This window comes from Paenibacillus sp. BR2-3, from assembly GCF_046529485.1.
Classification (GTDB): domain Bacteria; phylum Bacillota; class Bacilli; order Paenibacillales; family Paenibacillaceae; genus Paenibacillus_AQ.
This window is the reverse complement of sequence record NZ_CP126311.1, coordinates 335,458-356,074: the sequence shown is the minus strand read 5'-3', so window position 1 is coordinate 356,074 and position 20,617 is coordinate 335,458. Positions and strand designations below refer to the sequence as shown.

The 20,617-nt window shown below is 49.8% G+C and carries 12 protein-coding genes and 1 riboswitch; of the genes, 5 read left to right on the top strand and 7 right to left on the bottom strand.

From position 1 onward, the window contains the following. The first annotated feature begins 171 nt into the window (after window positions 1–171). Entirely contained in the window at window positions 172–3,039 is a 2,868-nt protein-coding gene (locus tag PaeBR_RS01715) for a 2-oxoglutarate dehydrogenase E1 component (RefSeq protein ID WP_410513215.1), read from the top strand. A gap of 52 nt (window positions 3,040–3,091) precedes the next feature. After that, window positions 3,092–4,408 carry a 2-oxoglutarate dehydrogenase complex dihydrolipoyllysine-residue succinyltransferase gene (gene odhB, locus PaeBR_RS01710; RefSeq protein WP_410513214.1) on the top strand — a complete coding sequence of 439 codons (1,317 nt, stop codon included), beginning with the start codon at window positions 3,092–3,094 and terminating at the stop codon, window positions 4,406–4,408. A 592-nt stretch (window positions 4,409–5,000) separates the two neighbouring features. On the opposite strand, the gene PaeBR_RS01705 is transcribed toward odhB, so the two are convergent. The 5 genes from PaeBR_RS01705 to PaeBR_RS01685 all read right to left on the bottom strand — a co-directional run bounded on the left by PaeBR_RS01705 (window position 5,001) and on the right by PaeBR_RS01685 (window position 12,098). Beyond that, window positions 5,001–6,263 carry an OFA family MFS transporter gene (locus PaeBR_RS01705; protein WP_410513213.1) on the bottom strand — a complete coding sequence of 421 codons (1,263 nt, stop codon included), beginning with the start codon at window positions 6,261–6,263 and terminating at the stop codon, window positions 5,001–5,003. Window positions 6,264–6,385: 122 nt separating this feature from the next. Beyond that, the gene (locus tag PaeBR_RS01700; RefSeq protein WP_410513212.1) at window positions 6,386–7,114 is read right to left on the bottom strand and encodes a LytR/AlgR family response regulator transcription factor; all 729 of its coding nucleotides are present in this window, start codon (window positions 7,112–7,114) and stop codon (window positions 6,386–6,388) included. Beyond that, a complete protein-coding gene (locus PaeBR_RS01695; RefSeq protein ID WP_410515040.1) occupies window positions 7,111–8,772 on the bottom strand; it encodes a LytS/YhcK type 5TM receptor domain-containing protein in 1,662 nt (553 codons plus the stop codon). The genes PaeBR_RS01700 and PaeBR_RS01695 overlap by 4 nt, the downstream gene beginning before the upstream one ends. Window positions 8,773–9,031: 259 nt before the next feature. Beyond that, a complete protein-coding gene (locus tag PaeBR_RS01690) occupies window positions 9,032–10,549 on the bottom strand; it encodes a methyl-accepting chemotaxis protein (RefSeq protein WP_410513211.1) in 1,518 nt (505 codons plus the stop codon). A gap of 109 nt (window positions 10,550–10,658) precedes the next feature. Further along, entirely contained in the window at window positions 10,659–12,098 is a 1,440-nt protein-coding gene (locus tag PaeBR_RS01685) for an NAD(P)/FAD-dependent oxidoreductase (RefSeq protein ID WP_410513210.1), read from the bottom strand. 77 nt (window positions 12,099–12,175) lie between these two features. Further along, window positions 12,176–12,275: riboswitch (purine riboswitch) on the bottom strand. A 215-nt stretch (window positions 12,276–12,490) separates the two neighbouring features. Between PaeBR_RS01685 and PaeBR_RS01680 the strand changes: the two genes are divergently transcribed. Further along, the gene (locus PaeBR_RS01680; RefSeq protein WP_410513209.1) at window positions 12,491–13,585 is read left to right on the top strand and encodes a GGDEF domain-containing protein; all 1,095 of its coding nucleotides are present in this window, start codon (window positions 12,491–12,493) and stop codon (window positions 13,583–13,585) included. Window positions 13,586–13,635: 50 nt separating this feature from the next. On the opposite strand, the gene PaeBR_RS01675 is transcribed toward PaeBR_RS01680, so the two are convergent. Beyond that, the gene (locus PaeBR_RS01675; RefSeq protein ID WP_410513208.1) at window positions 13,636–16,767 is read right to left on the bottom strand and encodes an EAL domain-containing protein; all 3,132 of its coding nucleotides are present in this window, start codon (window positions 16,765–16,767) and stop codon (window positions 13,636–13,638) included. A gap of 305 nt (window positions 16,768–17,072) precedes the next feature. On the opposite strand from PaeBR_RS01675, the gene PaeBR_RS01670 reads away from it, so the two are divergent. Further along, on the top strand, window positions 17,073–17,216 hold the full coding sequence (locus PaeBR_RS01670) for a hypothetical protein (protein WP_410513207.1): 144 nt from the start codon (window positions 17,073–17,075) through the stop codon (window positions 17,214–17,216). 147 nt (window positions 17,217–17,363) lie between these two features. Further along, window positions 17,364–19,595 carry a TPM domain-containing protein gene (locus PaeBR_RS01665; protein ID WP_410513206.1) on the top strand — a complete coding sequence of 744 codons (2,232 nt, stop codon included), beginning with the start codon at window positions 17,364–17,366 and terminating at the stop codon, window positions 19,593–19,595. 106 nt (window positions 19,596–19,701) lie between these two features. On the opposite strand, the gene PaeBR_RS01660 is transcribed toward PaeBR_RS01665, so the two are convergent. Continuing rightward, window positions 19,702–20,490 carry a formate/nitrite transporter family protein gene (locus PaeBR_RS01660; protein WP_410513205.1) on the bottom strand — a complete coding sequence of 263 codons (789 nt, stop codon included), beginning with the start codon at window positions 20,488–20,490 and terminating at the stop codon, window positions 19,702–19,704. Window positions 20,491–20,617 lie beyond the last annotated feature (127 nt).

Below are 20,617 nucleotides of genomic sequence, written 5' to 3'. Positions count from 1 at the left end.
GACGAAAGTATGAATTGATTACGCGCACTTAAAGTAGCACAATAGGAGGGTGGCAATAGCATTAAAATGCTTTATGATTACTGTAGATTGAAAACGCAAACATCGCAGCTCCGAATAGCGTTAAGCATTCAGCGCTACATTTTGGAGTTCATCCGTTAGGAGGATGTATTCATGGCAGCCAAAGAGCCCTATAACGAATCCATTTGGAGTAAGTATTACGGACCCAACTTGGGGTATATTCAAGAGAAGTATGAGCAATTTGCCAATGATCCGGCTTCTGTAGAAAGTAATTACCGTGAACTTTTCACTGTATCCGGCCCTCCCCCCCTGACTCCGGATTCCGAACAAGCTCCGCCGTCCGTAGTTTCAGGAGACCCCGAGTGGCTTAGAAAAGCGGTAAGAGCATCCAAACTGATTGCCAATATTCGTATATATGGCCATATGGCCGCCAATATTGACCCGCTGGATCGCGAGCATAACTCCATGACGAAATGGCTTAATCCGGAAACTTATGAGCTTACCCGGGAGGATCTGATCGCTCTGCCTGCCTCGCTGATTTGGGAGAATGCGCCGGCTGATGTTCTCACTGGATGGGACGCCGTTCACCGGATGCGTCAGGTTTATACACAGACTATAGCTTATGAGTTCGGGCATGTACACGACGAGCAGGAGCTAAGCTGGCTGAACAGTCAGGCCGAATCAACAAGCTCTCCCTCTCCTCTGAATAACACAGAACGCAAGGACCTGCTCAAACGGCTGATACAGGTAGAGCAGTTCGAAACCTTTTTACACAAGACCTTTGTAGGTCAAAAGCGATTCAGCCTGGAGGGCAATGATGCACTGGTTCCCATGCTGGACGAAATCGTACGTGCTGCTGCATATGACGGTGCTGAGCATATATTGATGGGCATGGCCCACCGTGGACGGCTCAACGTGCTTGCTCATATTTTGGGCAAACCCTATGATATTATTTTCTCTGAATTCCATCATTCTCCGAACAAAGAGCTGTTCCCCTCCGAGGGGTCAATGGGTATTAACTATGGCTGGACCGGTGATGTGAAGTACCACCTGGGTGCAGACCGGGCGGTCCGTGAAGGTGAAACCGTGCGAACCCGGCTGACGCTCGCAAATAATCCCAGTCATTTGGAATTCGTCAATCCGGTTGTGGAGGGCTTTACCCGGGCAGCTCAGGAAGACCGCAGTACGCCTGGAATGCCTATATTGAACACGAATAAAGCAATGGCGGTACTGATGCATGGGGATGCCGCTTTTCCGGGCGAAGGTATTGTGGCGGAAACCTTGAACATCGGCAAGCTGAAGGGTTACCAGAATGGCGGAACGATCCATATCATCGTCAACAACCGGATCGGCTTTACAACAGAAAGCGAGGATTCCCGGTCTACCCATTATGCAAGCGATTTGGCTAAGGGGTATGAAATTCCGATTGTGCATGTCAATGCGGATGATCCTGAAGCCTGTGTTGCTGCCGTTCGTCTCGCCAGCGCCTATCGTAATTTGTTCAAGAAAGATTTCGTTATCGATCTGATCGGGTACCGCCGCCACGGACACAATGAAATGGATGATCCGGAAACTACCCAGCCTATCGTTTATGGCAAAGTGCGAAACCATCCGACCGTTCACAACATTTACGCCGGGCGTCTGATCCATGAGAAAGTCACCACCCAAGACGAAGTGAAGGTATTAAATACCGAGGCAGAGAGCATTCTGCAGGAAGCTTATGATAATATGAAAGAAGGCAAACACAAGAACACGGAGAGCAAAACGGCCGTTCCTGTTCAAACCGGAGACTCCGGTTCGCGTTCCACAGCCGTAACCTTAAGCAACCTGCGCGAGATTAACCGCCAATTGCTGACCGTGCCGGATGGCTTTCAGGTCTATCCGAAGCTGCACCGTATTTTGCAGCGCCGCAAGGATGCTTTAAATGAAGGAGAAAAGGTGGATTGGGCGCTGGCGGAAAGCCTCGCATTCGCAACCATTCTTCAGGACGGCACACCGATTCGCATTAGCGGACAGGATTCACAGCGCGGAACCTTTGCACATCGCCATCTCGTCCTGCATGACAGTGAAACGGGAGCGTTATTCTCTCCATTGCACCTGCTGTCCGGATCACAGGCATCGTTTGCAGTATACAACAGCCCGCTGTCCGAAGCATCGGTACTCGGCTATGAGTATGGCTATAACGTCTTCGCGCCCGAGACCTTCGTCATCTGGGAAGCGCAGTACGGCGATTTCGCCAATGCTGCACAGGTTATTTTTGACCAGTTCATTGCCGCTGGACGCGCCAAATGGACGCAGCGCAGCAATCTGGTCATCCTGCTTCCGCACGGCTATGAAGGACAGGGTCCGGAGCATTCCAGCGGCCGGCTGGAGCGTTATTTGCAGCTGTCGGCAGAAGAGAACTGGACTGTGACCAATCTGACCAGCTCGGCGCAATATTTCCATCTGCTGCGCCGTCAGGCGGCATTATGCGGGCAGGGGAACGCTCGTCCTCTGGTTATTATGACACCAAAGAGTCTTATCCGTAATCCGCGCAGCACCTCCGAGGGAGTGGAGCTGGCTGCAGGCCAATTCCAGCGGGTACTGGCAGAACCGCTGCTGGGCCAAAAGCCCGGCGAGGTGAAACGCTTGGTTGTATGCAGCGGCAAGGTTGCCGTTGACCTGCAGACTGAGCTGGAGTCAGCGCGTGATAAGGATTGGTCCTGGCTGCATATTCTCCGGCTGGAGCAGTTGTATCCTTTCCCGGAACGCGAGCTGGCAGCACATCTGGGCAGCTTCACTTCGCTTCAGGAGATCGTATGGGTACAAGAGGAACCGAAGAACATGGGCGCCTGGAGCTACGCTGAACCCCGTCTGCGGGCTATCGCTCCGTCCCACACCAGCGTTCAGTATATTGGCCGTCCCGAGCGTTCCAGCCCGGCAAGCGGATATGCAGATGTTCACAGCTATGAGCAGCGGAGAATTGTCTCGGAAGCCCTGAAGTTAAATTCGCAAGTACAAGCGGCTGTGCCGTCCACCTGAAAGGACGGCGTCACAATAGTGTAAACCATTATGTTTGGGGAGGTAGCGGCCTGTGTCTGAAATCAAAGTACCTGATCTGGGTGAATCCATTTCCGAAGGAACGATCTACAAATGGCTGGTCAAAGAAGGTGACACTGTCGGACAGGGAGATGTACTCGCAGAGCTTGAGACCGATAAGGTCAATCTGGAGATTAGCGCGGAGGAAGATGGCGTCATCTCCTCCATTCTGCGTCAAGCCGGCGAGAATGTAGCTGTCGGCGAAGCCATCGGTGTGATCGGCAGCGGAGCTGCTGCGGGAAGCAGCAAGCCGCAGGCGACAAATGCTGCGGCTGAAAGCGCAGCGGACGCGGCTGCCGGCAGCGCCACGGCTGCACCGGCAGCGGAGAGCGTCAGCGCTGCTGCACCTGCCGCTGCGCCCGAAGGGCCGGGAGCGGGCGACAGCCCCGCTCCCCTGGCTTCGCCGGGCGCAAGGAAGCTGGCACGGGAGCGCGGCATCGAACTCGGCGAGGTAAGCGCCCGTGATCCGATCGGCCGGATTGGCCAGGCCGATGTGAAGGAACATGGCGCAGCAGGGCCGGGGGCCGCTGCGCCAGCGCCGTCCACGCCGCAAGGCAAGGCGGCGGGTGCTTTGCCGGCAGCCGGCAAAGCGCAGCAGCCGGAGGACGGCAAGGCCGTTGAGCGCAAGCGCATGTCGCGCAGACGGCTGACGATTGCCAGCCGCCTGGTGGAAGCGCAGCAGACCGCGGCGATGCTGACCACCTTCAACGAGGTGGATATGACCGCCATCCTCGACATCCGCAAGCGGCGCAAGGACGCCTTCAAGGAGAAGCATGAAGTCGGACTCGGATTCATGTCCTTTTTCACCAAGGCAGTTGTCGGCGCACTCAAAACCTATCCTTTACTTAACGCCGAGATTGACGGCGAGGATCTGCTGATCAAGAAGTTCTATGACATCGGTATTGCTGTCGCTGCCAAGGAAGGACTGGTCGTTCCGGTCGTCCGCGATGCAGACCGGCTTAGCTTCCCGCAAATCGAGCGGCAGATCGGCGAGCTGGCTTCCAAGGCTCGCAACAATACACTCAGCCTGTCCGAGCTGCAGGGCGGTACATTTACGATAACCAACGGCGGGGTATTCGGCTCCCTTTTATCCACACCGATTCTTAATACGCCGCAGGTCGGCATCCTGGGCATGCACAAGATCCAACTCCGCCCGATTGCGCTCGATGAAGAGCGGACTGTCAACCGTCCGATGATGTATATCGCGCTTTCATACGATCACCGGATCGTTGACGGCTCGGAGGCGGTAAGTTTCCTCGTCAAGGTGAAGGAACTGCTGGAAGATCCGGAGGCACTGCTGCTGGAAGGTTAATGCGGCGTTGTTGAATCGTTGCATGGTTTGCAATAAATTAAAAACAAAGAATGACCCATTTCGCTCGAATGAGCAGAAACGGGTCATTCTTGATGGGTTTTATTCAGCATGTTTAAATCTTTTGTACCTTTATCCTGTATAGGTGCAATGCCAATTTGTATAATTCCATTCGTTTTTGGCCGGTAAATTTATACTGCTCCATGTAATGCCTAAGAGAAAAACCGCAATTATGGAACCACTTTCCCCATATCCTGATTACTCAAAAAGACCTTAAGCACGCTCTAGTTGCACTCTGTACATTTATTTGACGCCTAAATCCGATAAATCCTTGGCTAACTGCACTCTGTACAATTAAATCTCGTATAATGTCCATATTTACAAAAATCCCGAAAAATAATTGTATGAAATACATTTAGTCGGCTCATATGGGGCAAACGGAGGATTATAATTGCACTTTCTACAGCTAAAAAGAATTAAAAAAAGGACCCTCTTCAGCAGCAGACATTTCTACTGAAAAGACGGTCCTATGAGAGGAAAACTAACTGCAATAACGGAACAAAGTGGTTACGTAAAACTCTGTCCGAACCAGACCTTAAGCCGTCCGGCCAACAGGGTTCAAGCTCATGCCCTTCTCTACCTTGACCTTTTGCACCGGTGCCTTCAGGGAAAGCGCGATGATGCAGGCCAGCAGGCACAGGAGGCCGATAACGATGAAGGTAGGTTTGAACCCGCCCAGATAAGCGGCAATGAACGAACCGGACAGTGCGCCGATGCCAAAGCCCTGATAGACAATACCATAGTTCTTGTTGTGATTTTTGAGACCGAAGAAGTCGCTGACAATGGCCGGGAACACCGTAATGTTGCCTCCGAAGCAAAAGGCAATGGCTGCCACACAGGCGAAGAAAATACCAAAGCTTAGTGTTGCGAAGCTAAGTACGAGCATTGCCGCAGCAGTAACCGCGAGTGTAGCACTGACCAGCTTAAGACGGCTCATTTTGTCAGATAAAGCTCCAAGGATCAGGCGTCCGGCTGTATTGAAAATCGCAATCATCGCCACCGCATTAGCCGCCGTCTGCACATCAAGTCCGGCGAGCTTTACGCCGATATCCTTGACAATACCGATCAAATACAGGCCGCTCATACAAGCGGTGAAGAAAATGACGAACAGCAGATAAGCCTCTTTGGTACGCAGCATTTCCTTAACGGTGTAGTCTTTTTGCCCAGTCGGAACGCCGACCGTTGCAGATGTTTCTGATTTGGGTTGAACACCCGGAGCAGGAGCAGCTTCGCTGACCAAAAGAGAGCCGATTACAATCATCACCATAACGATCATGCCCCAATACAGAAACGCATTGGACACGCCCACCGAGTCGATCAGGCTGCCGTTCACATATTTAAAAATCAGGCTCCCTGTCCCGTAAGCACCCACGGAAACCCCGGAGATTAACCCTTTATTCTTCGGAAACCATTTAATAAGATTAGACAGCGAAGTGATGTAAGCCGTTCCGTCCGCGTAACCTACAACCACACCTGCCAGCAGGTAGAACATCGGGATAGAGCTTGCCTGAGAACTGAGGATCAGACCGAGTCCAAGCATAATCCCTGCAACAGCGGTTAGTCGGCGGAGGCCAAACCGGTCCTGCAATTTCCCTGCGAACAAGGTCGCGAAGGCCAAGGCAAAGCTGGTAATGGAAAAAGTTATAGCAACAGAGCTAAGCTCCCACCCGAATTTGGATACAAGATGCGCATTGAACAAGCTCCACGTATAGATAGTACCCAGACCCATCTGCATAATTACAGTTCCCAATACAATGAGCCACCGTTTGGCGCTTTTGCTATTCGTAGTCGTAGTCATTATCATTCCTTCTTTCTCTCGTTGATCGCTGAAAGAGCTTCTTTGCCTCTTTATTGTAGCGAAACCAGTCTTTCTTGAGAGAAATCCGGAATGAGATGACCCAAATGAAGCATGAAATGCCTTTAGAGGCGCATAATCTGCCTGAATTCCTTGACCCTGCTGCGGCTTACCGGCACTTCAAAATCCAAATCGCTCAGACGCAGCAGGTACGTATTGTTAAACCAGGGGATGATTTCTTTGATTTTGGACAAATTGACAATGTAGGAGCGGTGACAGCGAAAAAAACGGTCCTGCGGCAGCCGGCTGTGGAAGTCACTGATGCTTAAGCCCATGCTGTATTCCTCACTCTTGGTCATCACGCTCGTGGTTTTCTCCTGCGCTGAAGCGTAATAAATATCGTCGGTGTCGACCACGATAATTTTTTCATTTTTCCACAGGTTCACCTTGTTGCTGACCGGATTCCGTTCCTCTTCCCCTTGCCGGCCGCGAGCAGCATATGCCCCCTCCAGCTTATGCAGCATGGCCTTGATCCGCAGTTCACTGTACGGCTTAAGAATATAGTCGAAGGCCTCAATCTCGAATGCCTCAGCGGCATGCTCCTTATAAGCGGTGATGAAGACAATATACGGTTTGACCGAGAATCTGCTACTATTCTGGGCCAGGAGAACGCCATCGATAGAAGGAATATTGATATCCAGAAAAAGCACATCGACCTCTTGCCCCTGCAAATATTTCAGCGCATCCAGCCCATCCTCGAACTGTGCCGTTATCTTAATTCCGCTGTGCGCCTCTATCAAATAAGCCAGCTCCTGCCTCGCCAGCACTTCATCCTCTACAATTATCGCTCTCATCGGCTCTCCTTTTGGACATCAAAATAGATATATGTCCCTTTGTCCATTCTCCGGATCGTCAGCCCGTTCCCATAGATCAGCTTTACCCGCTGGTGTACATTAAACAGCCCGATTTTGTTCTCCGGCATACTGCCGCTGTAGACTCTCTCTATGGTTTCCTCACTGATGCCCGCGCCGGTATCCCGGATACCGACACGCACGGCAGCGCCCTGATCTTTTACCGAAATGGTTACGGTCCCCGTACCTTTCTCCTTCAGTATGCCATGCACAATCGCATTCTCCACGAGCGGCTGAATAATCAGACTGGGAATACGGACCTCCACTTCGTCAATATCGTAAAACACGTTAAGACGGCTGCCGAAGCGCGCTTTCTCGATTTCCACATACTGCTGAACCTGCTGCAGTTCCTTATTGATATCAATCATTTCATCCGTCAGTTCCAGGTTATATCTCATATATCCGGACAGGTTCACAATCAGATCCCGTGCCTTATCCGGATTAATTCGAATCGAGGAGATGATTGCATTCAGTGCATTGAATAAAAAGTGGGGATTGATACTCGTCTGCAGCGCCTTCAGCTCTGCCTTGTTGGCCATCTCCTTAATGCCTTCCACCCGCGACACTTCCATCAAGGTAGAGATCATCTGCGACAGTCCAACCGCCATTGCCTGGAGAGAATACGTGATTTTGTGGGCTTTGGTGTAGTAGATTTTGAGCGCTCCTGTCACTTCTCCCTTTTCCTTAAGGGGGATAATAATCAGCGATTTGATCTGGGGATTAATATAGTCCGTATCATCGTTGCGAATGGTAATCTCGCCGCTGGACAGTGTCTTCTTCGTTTCTTCACTGATAATTTCATTTGCAGCTTCATAATACCCTTCCCCGACACCAACATAAGCGCGAATGAACCGTGTATCCGTAATCGCTACCGCGTCCGCCCCGATATCTTCCTTGATAATCAGGCAGATGGTGCGCAGCGATTGGGGATTAATATTTCGAAAATAGGGCAACGTCTTGTTCGCGATATCGAGCGCAAGCTTGGACTGTTTGGCTGCTATCCGCTCCTTTTCCCCTTCCACGCTCTGGACGAGCATGACGATGAGGCCGACACTAATTTGGCTCACAATCATGGGAAAAGCAATCTTGGATACGATGTCTACACCAAGCGAAGTAGGATTTGCCATCACCAGGATGAGCACCATCGTCAATGCCTCACAGCCCATTCCGGCCAAAATACCAGCGATCCAGCGGCGTTCACCGGAGGTGCGGCGGTAAATAAATCCCGATACGATACCTGCTGCAATGCTCGTAATAAGGCAGGGCAGGGAAGTGACCCCTCCGATATCAATCAGAAAACGATGTACCCCTGATATAATGCCGGTAATAAGACCAACCCATGGGCCGAATAAGATTCCCCCGGCCATGATGGCAATGATTCGCACATTAACAAGCGATCCTTCCACGTTGATCCCGCTGTATGTTCCGAAGATGGCGAAGAGGCTGAAGATTACCGTTGCGATGACAAGCTCCTGCGGAGCGTAGGCTCCTTTTTGAAAAATTTCCTTAAACCGCGGCAGACGGGTCAGTACGAACAGGCACATCAGCAGCAATGCGGCTCTTTCGAACAGCTGCAGCAAAATGATAAAAGTATATTGCATGGGCACAGCCTCCAAAGGTAAATATATCGGTTCATTATAAGGAATGTTCGCGCCGCTGTCCATAAAGTACAGGCCTTCCCTAGCTGTCTCCCTGTCCCTTGTCCCTCCCCCTCGCTACATCGGAAGCACAAGTATAATGTACACAGTGTCCGCACTATGTCTGGCGGCTATTCTTCCTAAATTCCTGCGATGAACATGCCAAAAATCCAGCGGAGACCGCTGGATTTCACTACACATATGTATGAACGTGGAGGGGCGCCTAAACCGCCAAATCGATGCCGACCACGCCGACGACCTCTCCCTGACGATTCGTGATGGCTCTGGACAATGTAATGCAGGAGCGCTTCGTGATGGCTGAGACATAAGGGTTTGAGACATATGCCCCTTCGCTCATCGCCCCATTCCACCAATCCCTCCGTTTTGCATTGAGCAAACCTGCCGCAGGCTCAGAGAAAATAAACGTTCCGTCCGTCCGGTTCGACCAGATTGCCTGCACATCCGGCACTTTTTTCATGCAGGCAGCAAGAACACCGCCATGACTTGCCGGGTCCGGCGAATACAGCTCCTCTTTAGCGGAAAGATCCTGCAGCAGAGACTGCATTTCCTGCAGCCGTTCCGAATATTGGCCAATCTCGATTTCCTCATTTCCGGCAATGGCACTGACCGACTGCCGCAAAGCCTGTGATTCCGTCAGCAAATTCGCACTGACCTCATTCAGCTGCCCAATTTGACTGCGTTGGCGGGTCACCTGCTCCAGGGTCAGATCCACATTGGCAATTGTCTCGCTTACAATCACCACCGCCCCGCGCAGTTCGGCAGTGGTGTCATTTATCAATTGGCTCTGCCGGGAAGCTGCGCCAACGGTATCCACCACAACGGCCCCTACCTCATCTACTCTGGCCGCAATATCATCCAGCCGAAGTCTCACTGCGCCTACCTCATTAACCCCTCGCTCAACAGCCACTTGCTCTGCGGCAACCGAGTCCAGTACCTGTTTCACTCCGCTGTTAATATCGAGCAGCAGACCTGAAGAACGGTCTACAGAGGCTTTGCTCTGATCCGCCAGCTGGCGGATACGACTCGCAACCACGGCGAAACCCCGGCCCTGCTCTCCAGCCCGCGCTGCTTCTATGGAGGCGTTCAAGGCCAAAAGGGATGTCTCGTTCACAATTCCGGTAATAAGGGTATTAATCTCCTCTATCATCGCCAGATGTTGACTCAAGGTAGCGAATTTGGCCCGCATATCCCCGCCCTGGTTTTTTAATTCTTCCATAACTGCGTCAGTGATTTTTAGAGAATCGACCATTTCCGCGACACCCTGCCGTGTATCCGCCATATTAGCGCCGAGCTTGTCTGTCAGTTCCTGAATATGTAATGTGGCAGCAGCTACCCCGCCCATCGTCTCAAAAGCTCCCTCTATATTCGCCTTTGCCTCATAACTGCGAGTCTGCAGCCCGGTCTCGTATTCATGGGAATAATCCGCAGTCTGCTGCAGTTCCTCTGTATGGCGGCTAATCTCCTCAAGCGCCCCATGCAGCCGGTCTGAGGTGACTACAATATCATTCCCAAGCTGCTCGACCCTGGAGTTGGCATCCTGAAGCAGCTGCTCCCTGCGCAGCCCGGAAAGATGTATGACCAGAGAAGCCCAACCCAATGTCACCATAAACAACACGAACACCAGCTTATGCACCCAAAACATGTCAATCCACAAACTATACAGGCCGACCAGCAGTAAGAGAACGATAAAGAGACCCAAGTTCCGACGATTCCGCATCATTAGCTGTCCACTCCACTCTATTCATGTTATGTATTCTAACATTATAGCAGTTGAGATTCCTAAAGGGAATATTTTCTATCTAAACAATTATGATCCGAATGATGGAACATCACACTGCTGGTGAACGCTCCATCATGCCACGGGCAATCCATACCCCTGCTGCCCCCGCCTGGGCCAGACCTCTGGTGACTCCCGCTCCATCGCCACCGCAGTACAGTCCGGAAATTTCCGTCTCCAAGGCTTTCGAGAGCTTCGGCCGGGCCGAATAAAATTTGGCTTCCACGCCATAGAACAGGGTATGTTCAGAAGCTATGCCCGGCGTTACTTTTTCCAGGGCCTCCACCATTTCAATCAGACTCTTCATCGTGTTATAAGGCAGCACAAGTCCGAGATCACCCGGAACGGCTTCCTTCAAGGTCGGCTCCAGGAATCCTTCACTAATCCGCGTTTCCGTAGAGCGGCGTCCACGCAGGATATCGCCGTACTTTTGAACGATCACACCGCCGCTCGATAAATCGTTCGCTCTTTTGCAAATTTCCCTGGCGTACTCATTAGGCTTATCGAAGGGCTCAGTAAATTTATGCGATACCAGCAGTGCAAAGTTAGTATTGCTCGATCCGAGCGCCGGATCTTTATAAGAGTGTCCATTCGCCGCCATCACTCCGCTGTGATTCTCCACAACGACATGTCCGGAAGGGTTGCTGCAGAAGGTACGGACACGTGTGCCCACAGAGGTGTTATATATAAACTTGCCCTCGTAGAGATGCTCATTGATCTCCCGCATCACCACATCCGAGGTTTCCACACGTACGCCCACATCCACCTGGTTATTGTACATTTTGAGGCGGCGCTTCTTCAGCACCTCGGTCAGCCAGGCAGAACCGTCACGGCCCGGTGCAATCATGACCAGACCTGCTTCGTGGACTTCACCGTTTTTCAGAGAAATGCCCGTAATCCGGTGTGAGCCATTCTCCTTGACGGTGATGATATCCAGCACCTCTGTCTTGAACTCCATATCAATACGCGTCTTCAAATATTCATAGATAGATTTCAGAATTTCCAGGTTTTGTTCCGTACCCAGATGGCGGACCTGAGCCCGCAGCAGCTTCAATCCGGCAGCATAACCCCGCTGCTCAATATCGCGGATGCTCTCCGTCGTAGGATCGGTAATGAACTGTGCAGCCCCATGCTCCAGATTGACATTATCGACATACTGGATCAGCTCCAGCACCTTGGACGGGGCCAAGTAATCCGTCATCCAGCCGCCGAACTCGGTTGTGATATTAAATTTGCCGTCACTGTACGCCCCCGCACCTCCAAAGCCCGCAGTTATGGAACAGGCTGGCAGACAGCCTGCAAATTCCTTACGGCCGGAAGCCGGCGGACACAGCTTGATTTTCTCCTCAAGGATCGGGCAGCTGCGCCGATAGATATCATGCCCCTTGTCTACCAGCAGCACTTTCCAATGCGGCGCCTTCCGAGTCAGCTCATAACAAGCAAAGATTCCAGCCGGACCCGCACCCACGACAATCACATCATATTTACCCATCTGTTCCTCCCAATATGTAATGAATAGTATTTTCTTGTAGGTGAACATAACAAAAAATCCCGACTATTGCATAGGTATGCAAAAAGCACCCTATCCGTAGCCAGGAATTTACGGTTCCCTGTAGAAACCCCCAAACCTTATCTTTGAGGATATACGAACAGCTCAACATTATTTTGTGATCCATAAGGAAGTTTACTTAATATAGACGAATGTGTCAAGGTAAATATTCATTTAATATACGTGTTTGTAGCATTAATACATCAGATAAAACGATCTTTCTCTTTAATGAATACTTAAAATCCGAACATTTTCCCCATTACACCTTTTGGAAGGAATGCAAGGATTATTGTCGAATATATAAGTATATTGCCACTTGAAAAGAGGAACACCCTATGCACATTCCACCCCAAACTCCTCGCCAAACCTACTGGAACCGTGTGCTTCTAAATGTATTCTGGATCGTGCTGCTTATAGATCTATCAAGTCAACTATTTATATTCAGGTCGATGTGGGGATACCGTCCCCTGGTTTCGGCACAGGAATATATCATTTCTTTCATACTGACCCCTGATTTGATTATACTGGCGCTCATCCTCCTGCTTGAATGCATTTACAAATGGAAACCGCAGTTCTCCGAGGCCTCTATCACGGTAGGAAGCCATATATATGCCTTTGTGATTATTATGTTCATTAGCCCGGAAATTGATGTGAAGCCATTAATCATGCTTCTGCCGCTGTTTATATCTATGATTTATTTAAAAAATGCTTACTTGATTGCTTCTACCATTGTTTGTTCGTTATATATCATTATTTTACTCTGCACCCCTTCAACCTACGATTATTCGCTTCGGGTTGAAAATCTTATCATCGCTTTCATCTTCGCCGGCACTTCGCTGACAGGCTTCGGCGTTATTCGCCGGGGAAGCGATCTCCTCCAGTCGCTTGAAAACTCAGTGAAATCAGAGCAGGATTTACGCATTCAGAATATCATTATGGATCGCCTGTCCAAAATTGATCCGCTTACGGATCTCTATAATCATAAAACCTTCCATGAATACCTGGGCTGGCTGATCGATCACCAGCAGAATAACCCGTTTCCCATGCAGCTGGCGGTACTTGATATCGATAACTTCAAGAAAGTAAATGATATGTACGGCCACTGGGTCGGCGATATAGCGCTGAAGCAGGTAGCAGCGATTGTACTCAAGAATATCGGTGCCGACGATTTCGCAGCACGTTACGGCGGGGAAGAATTCGTGATCATTCTGACCGCCAAGCCACTAGAGGCATCCTACGATATTATAGAACGGATACGGGCGGGAATTGCGGAAATGCCGATTGCCGAGATGGAGGACAAGGCGGTGACCGTAAGTATTGGCATGCATGACTTTGCGGGAGCCGACTCCAAGAGCTATGTTTTTCAGAAGGCCGATGATGCCCTGTACCAAGCCAAGAAAACGGGTAAAAATAAAGTTGTCCTCTTATAGTAACAACAATAACGAGCCCTCAGATTTCTCCGGGGCTCGTTTTTTATAGGCTACAAACCTATATCCCAATTTCTCAGGGGATCAAACAATTCGCCTGTTCCGCGTTCCGGAACCGGTCTGCTGATCAGATAGCCCTGCACTTTGTCACAGCCCGTTTGCTTCAGGAAGGCAAGCTGACCTTTGTCCTCCACACCTTCCGCCACTACCTTCAGTCCCATTTTATGTCCAAGCTCCACAATCGTTTGCACGAAAGCTTGGCTATACGCATTATCAGACAATGAATCAATAAAAGCCTTGTCCATTTTAAGTGTGGAAATCGGCAGTTGCTGCAAATAGCTGAGTGAAGAATAGCCTGTACCGAAATCATCAAGAGCAATGCCGATACCGTGTGATTTCAAGTACTCAAGCTTGCTGACAATACTTCCGAAGGATTCCATAAAAATGGATTCCGTAATCTCCAGCTCCAGACATTTGGGCTCCAGACCGCTCTCAGCCAGAATATTCAATACAAGTTCAGTGAAATCATCCTGCAGCATCTGGATAACCGAAATATTGACTGAAATTTTGTACGGTATTCCTATACGGTCATGTATCTCCTTCATAAAGACACAGGACTTTCTTAGCACCCATTCTCCTATCGGTATAATCAATCTGGAATCTTCAGCAATCTTGATAAAAGACAACGGCGAGACGAAGCCCAGCACCGGGCTATTCCACCGTATTAAAGCCTCCACACCAGAGACCCTTCCCGACTTAATATCCACCTGCGGCTGATAATGCAGTTCGAATTCGTCATTATCCACCGCGTTGCGCAAATGCTTCTCGATGCTCATCCGCTCATTAAAGGCGGCATGCATTGATTTATCATACACAATATATCTGTTCTTGCCTGCTTCCTTGGCTTGATACATGGCTACATCGGCATTCTTCAACATTTCTTCCGTAGTTTCCCCATCGTCCGGATAGAAGGAAATCCCTATGCTGACCGAGACATACAGCTTGCTCTCGCCAATCCAAAACGGCTGTTTGAACCCATTTAGCACATCCTCTGCCAATTTTAATACATCTTCATGATTTGGCGTGTCCTTGAGAAAAATAACAAATTCATCACCGCCCAGTCTGGAGAGCATCTCACCGTCCCAAATCGTGGATTGCAGCCTCTCGCTTGCCTTGCGAATAAGGATATCCCCAAACTTATGGCCCAAGGTATCATTAATATATTTAAAATTATCAGTATCCACGAACAGCAGTGCGGCACTGCCTCCGGGATGACGGAACTGTTTCTCCATGGCCTCCAGCAGACATACCCGATTGGGCAGGTTACTCAAGGAATCATAATACGCCAGATGATACATTTTCTTCTGATTCTCCAGCAGCAGATCGTATTGTCCTACCAGCTCTTCCTGGGTAGCCGTAAGCTGCTGATAGGTAGCCTCCAGCTCCTGATAGCTGTTGTTGAGTTTAAATTCAACCTGCTTGCGATTGCTTATATCAATCAGTGAACCCAGAAACAGGACGATATGATCCCTGAGATCAACGATTGCCTTGCCCCTTACCTCAAACCAAACGTATTGATTATCTTTGGTACGCATCCGGTATTCGGTCTCGTAGATCGGAGTCAGGCCGATCAGATGCTCTCTCCTTGCTTTAGAGGATGATTCCTGGTCATCCGGGTGAATAATACTGAGAACGCCACCCTCGAATGAATTGATCTCTTCCTCGGTGTAGCCCATGACCTCATACCAGCGGTCGGACAGAGAATACATCCCTGTCTCCCAATCCAGCTCCCACATATAAGCGCCGGAGCCTTCCGAAGCAAGCCGGAACCGGCGTTCACTCACCCGCAGCTTGTCGAATTGATCCTTCAGCTCATCTTCTGTCGCCGCCAGTTCTTCATAAGTCGCCTCCAGCTCTTCATAGCTCATTTGCAGCTCAAGCTCATTCTGCTTGCGCTCGTCGATATCCAAGCCAATCAGAACAAAAATATCCGAAGCACGCTTATCCAATCCCTGAAGAAGCGTTGTCCGGAAAACAAAGTAACGACTTGCTGAATCAGCATCCTGAATCCTCATCTCTACATTATTGACAAAATCCTTCCCTGTTGCCCTTTGCAGGAGTTTTGTGAACTCGTCAACCGGAGTGCCCTCCTGACCTACAATATCGTCGATGCTTTCCCCCAGGATATCCTGCTCCCGCAGACCGGTTATCCTCTCGGCATACTTATTAAATCGGATTACTTTTCGATCCGCATGAACCGCCCAGACAAAAATTCCAGTATGCTCAATTACATCCCCGAAAAATTGCTGCTCGGCATAAATCGCCCGGCGTAAATGTTTGATGTACATTTTAAGAAACATAATACTGAACACCAGCAGACATAAGCCGATGGCTGCCCATGAAATGATCCGGCTCTGCATCATTCCCTTATAATAGTCGGAATGGGAGAAGAAATACTGCTTGTACAGCTCCTCGAATGCGCCGGACTGCTGAACCTGTGCTAATCGGGCATTAATATAAGGGACCAGCTCCGGAGCGGACTTGCTGATTCCGTAGGCAACATCCATGGGAAAGAGATTACTCATTTTGCGTACGATATTGCCTGTGAGTCCTTGTTCAACAATCAAATAATCGACAACCCCCTGGTTCTCAAACAACAGGTCGATTTCACCCCTTTGAAGGGCCTCAAGTGCCTCCGGCACCGTTGAATAAGCTATGTATTGAGAGGTTCCCACCTTGCTGCTTAGTACAGATTCGGAGTATTGCTTCCTGCCTACGCCTATTTTGTAATGGGCCAACGTGCTGAGATCAACCTTTCCCGAAAGAGACTGCTTCGCGTAGACAGAGATATAACTTTTCAAAACCGGCTTGGAAAAGAGCATCTCCCGCTTTCTCTCTTCCGTAATGACCATAAGGCCGGTGGTATCGATTTCCCCATTAATTAAACGTTCATTGATCTCATCCCATTTACCGGTACTGTAATGAATCATATAGCCATGCTTCTCAAAAAGCATACTCGTCAGATCAATGTCAAAGCCGGTCAAATAGCCGTTCTGTATGTATTTGTATGGCGGATAATCCAGTTCTGCTTGGTAATTTATATCTTCTCTCTCGGCGTGGGCTGCAACCGGGAGGGCAAATACAACCAGAATCATGAACAGGAGCATGAGTTTACACCGCTTCATCGCAATTCTCCTTTATATTAGTCCAATAATTCATTATAGAGTCTTTCTACAGGGGGTATTCGACAAAAAATGGTATCTTTCCTGCTGATATCCGTTCCCAAATCATACAAAATGTGCAATTATACCAATTTCTCTGAGAATGCTTATATTTGTAACATTTATGAGTGAAAATCCTTAAAAATTTAGGTTGCATTTTAGCCGGAAAATGTGGATAATAGCAATAACGATTGATAATGATTATCATTATTAAAAAATAACAATAAAAACTTAATTATATTTTAGAACAAAAAGGAGACTGACCACCCATGAATCCAACGACTACCCGGACTGCGCTGAAAGTTGACGATTATCTGGATATGCTCAATCTTGCCGTTAAAGTAGGAGATTTGAAATGGCAAAAGGAGATCAAATCCAGATTGCAGTATATTCTTTGTCTGCAAACCAGATAGAAACATCCAAATATATAGCCGCATTCCTTCTTAAAAGGGAATGCGGCTTTCTTTGTTCTCTTCGCGAGCGGCGATAAGGTTTAATAAATAGTATGATCTTAAGTATACTACACAGAATAAACTCTCTTCAGATTGGAGTGTATCCGCTTGAAAAAAGTTGTGCTGTTATTATGGATGATTAGCCTGCTATGGATGCCCGCCGCATACGCCGCAGGAATCCCCGCCCAGCAAGGCTTGGTGGTGGATGAAGCGGGGCTGCTAACCTCCAGGGAAGCTGCTGCCCTTACAAACGCTGCCGCCGGAGACCGTTATACGTTCCATATCCTTATCATTGAATCCCTGAAGGGGGCCGGCTCCGCAGACTATGCTTCGGATGTATACGATTCCTGGGGACTTTCGACAAGAGATATTCTTCTGCTTATCTCCAGTGAAGACCAGCAGGTCGAGCTTAACTTCAATAATCCCGGGCTTCAAGCCTCGCTTAACTCTTGGTCTCAGAGACAAGGCGGCGCAGCAGGGAGTGCCGCAATCAAGGCCCTGCTGGATACTTATTTTATCCCTTATGCCAGAGACGGCGATTTCGCAGGCGGTATTTCTTCTCTGATGGAGGCCACTGAGGCCCTAGGCACCGGAAGTGCAGGGAACGGCGGTTCCGGCACCTCAGCTGGAACAACCGGAACAGAATCCGCGGCAAGTCCGGGATTTCCCCTGCTGAGAGTCGTGCCATTTCTGATAGGCGCCGCCTTAATTCTGGGTTTGTTGTTTCTAGTGATAACCGGAATCCGGAGGCGCAAGCAGCTGGAGGAACAACAGGAGCTGCTGGGTGATTTGCTGGTTCAGGCGAATCGGGCCATCGAATCACTGAAGCCGTTCCAGGGCATTGTTCAGGGCAAAACCGGTGAAATGGTAGAAGGAATATCCGGACGTCTTTCTAACCATCTGATACAAATTTCAACACTTAGAAATGAAGGCGGCGCAGGAGTTAAGCCGGCCTTTTATCGTCTTGCAGCTCTCAGGACGGCCGCAGAAAAGCTTCGTGAAACCAACTTAAACTTTCGTACCGCACTCCTTGAGGAGGAAAAGCAAATTGAAGTCATTAGTGAAGCGGATCGAAACGTCAAACAGCGTATTACTGAGCTGAAGAGCGATGCTCCCGAGCTGAATCAGCAGCTCCTGAGCGCAGTCCAGGAAAAAGGCTACGAGCTTCAAGAAATCGCGGAGGATCTGAAAGAGCTGGCAGAGGAAACAGCCAAGGCTGATCAATTGGAGCTTTTCGATCCTATTGCCGCTCAAGACATCACTGAGGATGCACAGGAAAAACAGGAGCAGATTGAGAAGAACCTTAAGGATGTCGATGCTTACGACGACAAGGTCAATGATTTCCCCGAAGTCTTGGCCTCTACCCGTGCCAAAATCGCTGCAATGATTGAGCAAAATTCACTGCACAATATGAAGGTAAGGCCTTATGACAATCTGGAGCAGGCATCCGCCGAGGCTGCAGCGCTTGAAGCACCTCTACGCGCTGGTGATATGGATGAAGTACGCAAAATCGGAGCCCGGGTGGATAGTTTACTGGAAGATGCCGTTGCTATGACGGAACGGCAAGCCCTCCTAAGACAGAATAACCGGCGTGATCTGGAAACATTGCGCTTGGGCTGGAGCCAATTGGAACAACGGCGAGAAGGGCTCCGGGCCCGGGTTCTGGAGTCCGGAACCCGCTTTGTAAAGCAGCATGTATCAGAGGCCAGCGATCATCTGGAGTCTTGGAGCACACGCCTGCGGGAAGGAGCTGCTGAAGTTCCGCAGATTGAAAGCTGGAGCAGCGATGCGCGTGGAGAGTACGAGAACGCCCACAGTGCCCTTGACCGTCTGCTCTCCCTCCAGCAAGAAGCCGGTCAACAGTTTAATGGGATTTCAGAGAGTCTGGATGCTCTAAATGAACGGCTGGATAAGGTTATCCGGCTCTTCTCTGAAGGACAGAGCCGGATCGACACTGCGGAGCAGCTGCTTCAGAGCAGGGGGCTCTCCACCAGAAGCCGCTTTCAGCTGTCTTCCCTTCCAGAATTTGGCGAACTGCAGCAGAGGCTGTCCGCTGCACCTTACAATCTGGATGAACTGGAAGCTGTGGCCCGCTCCTATCAGGCACAAATCGACGCTTTTGTAGATGAAGCGACCCGGCTTGTCCGTCAGAGGGAAGAGGAGGAACGACAGGCACAGCTGGCCAGAATGAGGGAACAGCAGAGAAGAGAGCAGGCCCGTAAGCGAATGTCGTCCGGCCCTCCTTCTACAGGTGGATTCGGCGGCGGACGTTCCTCCGGCGGTTCCTCCTGGGGCGGGGGCAGATCGGGAGGCAATTCATCCGGAGGTTCAAAGTGGTAAAACTTATATAATTCTCACATTACCAAGCACAAAAGGCTTTGCCCTCTTCCCGGGGCATAGCCTTTTTGTGTGACTAATGGAGTTTGAGTTCTCACATTCAACTATCCTAATGCTGTTCGTCATCCAGGAAGGGCTTATTGACATAGTAGTACATCACGCCCATCAGCACTCCGCCGCCAATCAGATTTCCGAGCGTCACAGGTACCAGATTATGCACTACCCCGGCCCACGATATCGTACCGGGATGGTCAAGCACCAGCGCAATGGCAAAGGTACACATATTGGCAATGCTGTGCTCATATCCGGAGATAAAGAAGCAGAACACGAACAGTACCATGGCGAACATTTTGGCGCCGTCACCCTTCATTGACATCGGTACAAAGAAGGCCAGACAGACCAGCCAATTACAGAGAATAGCGCGAAAAAAAAGCTGCAGCGTCGGGGCCTCCATCTTATGGGCCACCACATTAAGCAAAAAACCATTCACATTGGAATCGTAGAACAGTCCTGTCAGGAAAATAAGCAGCGCAAAGGCTGTCGCCCCGAGGATGTTGCCCAAATAGCTGACGACCCACATACGGACAACTTCAGTCCACTGCATTTTCCGCCGTAACGCCGCATACGTGTAATAAAAGGTATCCCCGGTGAACAGGTCACCACCACCGTAAGAGATTAGGATGATGGCCGCACCGAAGGTAATGGCAGCCATTGGATACGTCATCGGGGAATGCTCAATATAGAAAAAGTTGCCCGTCTTGAACGCTACTATGACGCCAAAACCGATAAACATACTGGCCAGCATGGACCTGGCAATGTAGCGGAGTACACTTTGCCGGTATATTTTCTGCTTTTTAAGAGCTAATCGTTCAACCTGCAGCAGCGCTTCATTCTCCATATATCCTCCGTCTCAGGTCTATAATTTTCAGCTGGTTAGGGTTAACCATTCATCAACCCCGGCTTATTATACCCAATAAACCGCTGGAAATTGCTTGAACCACGGAACGGAAAATAATGGCTAGCTG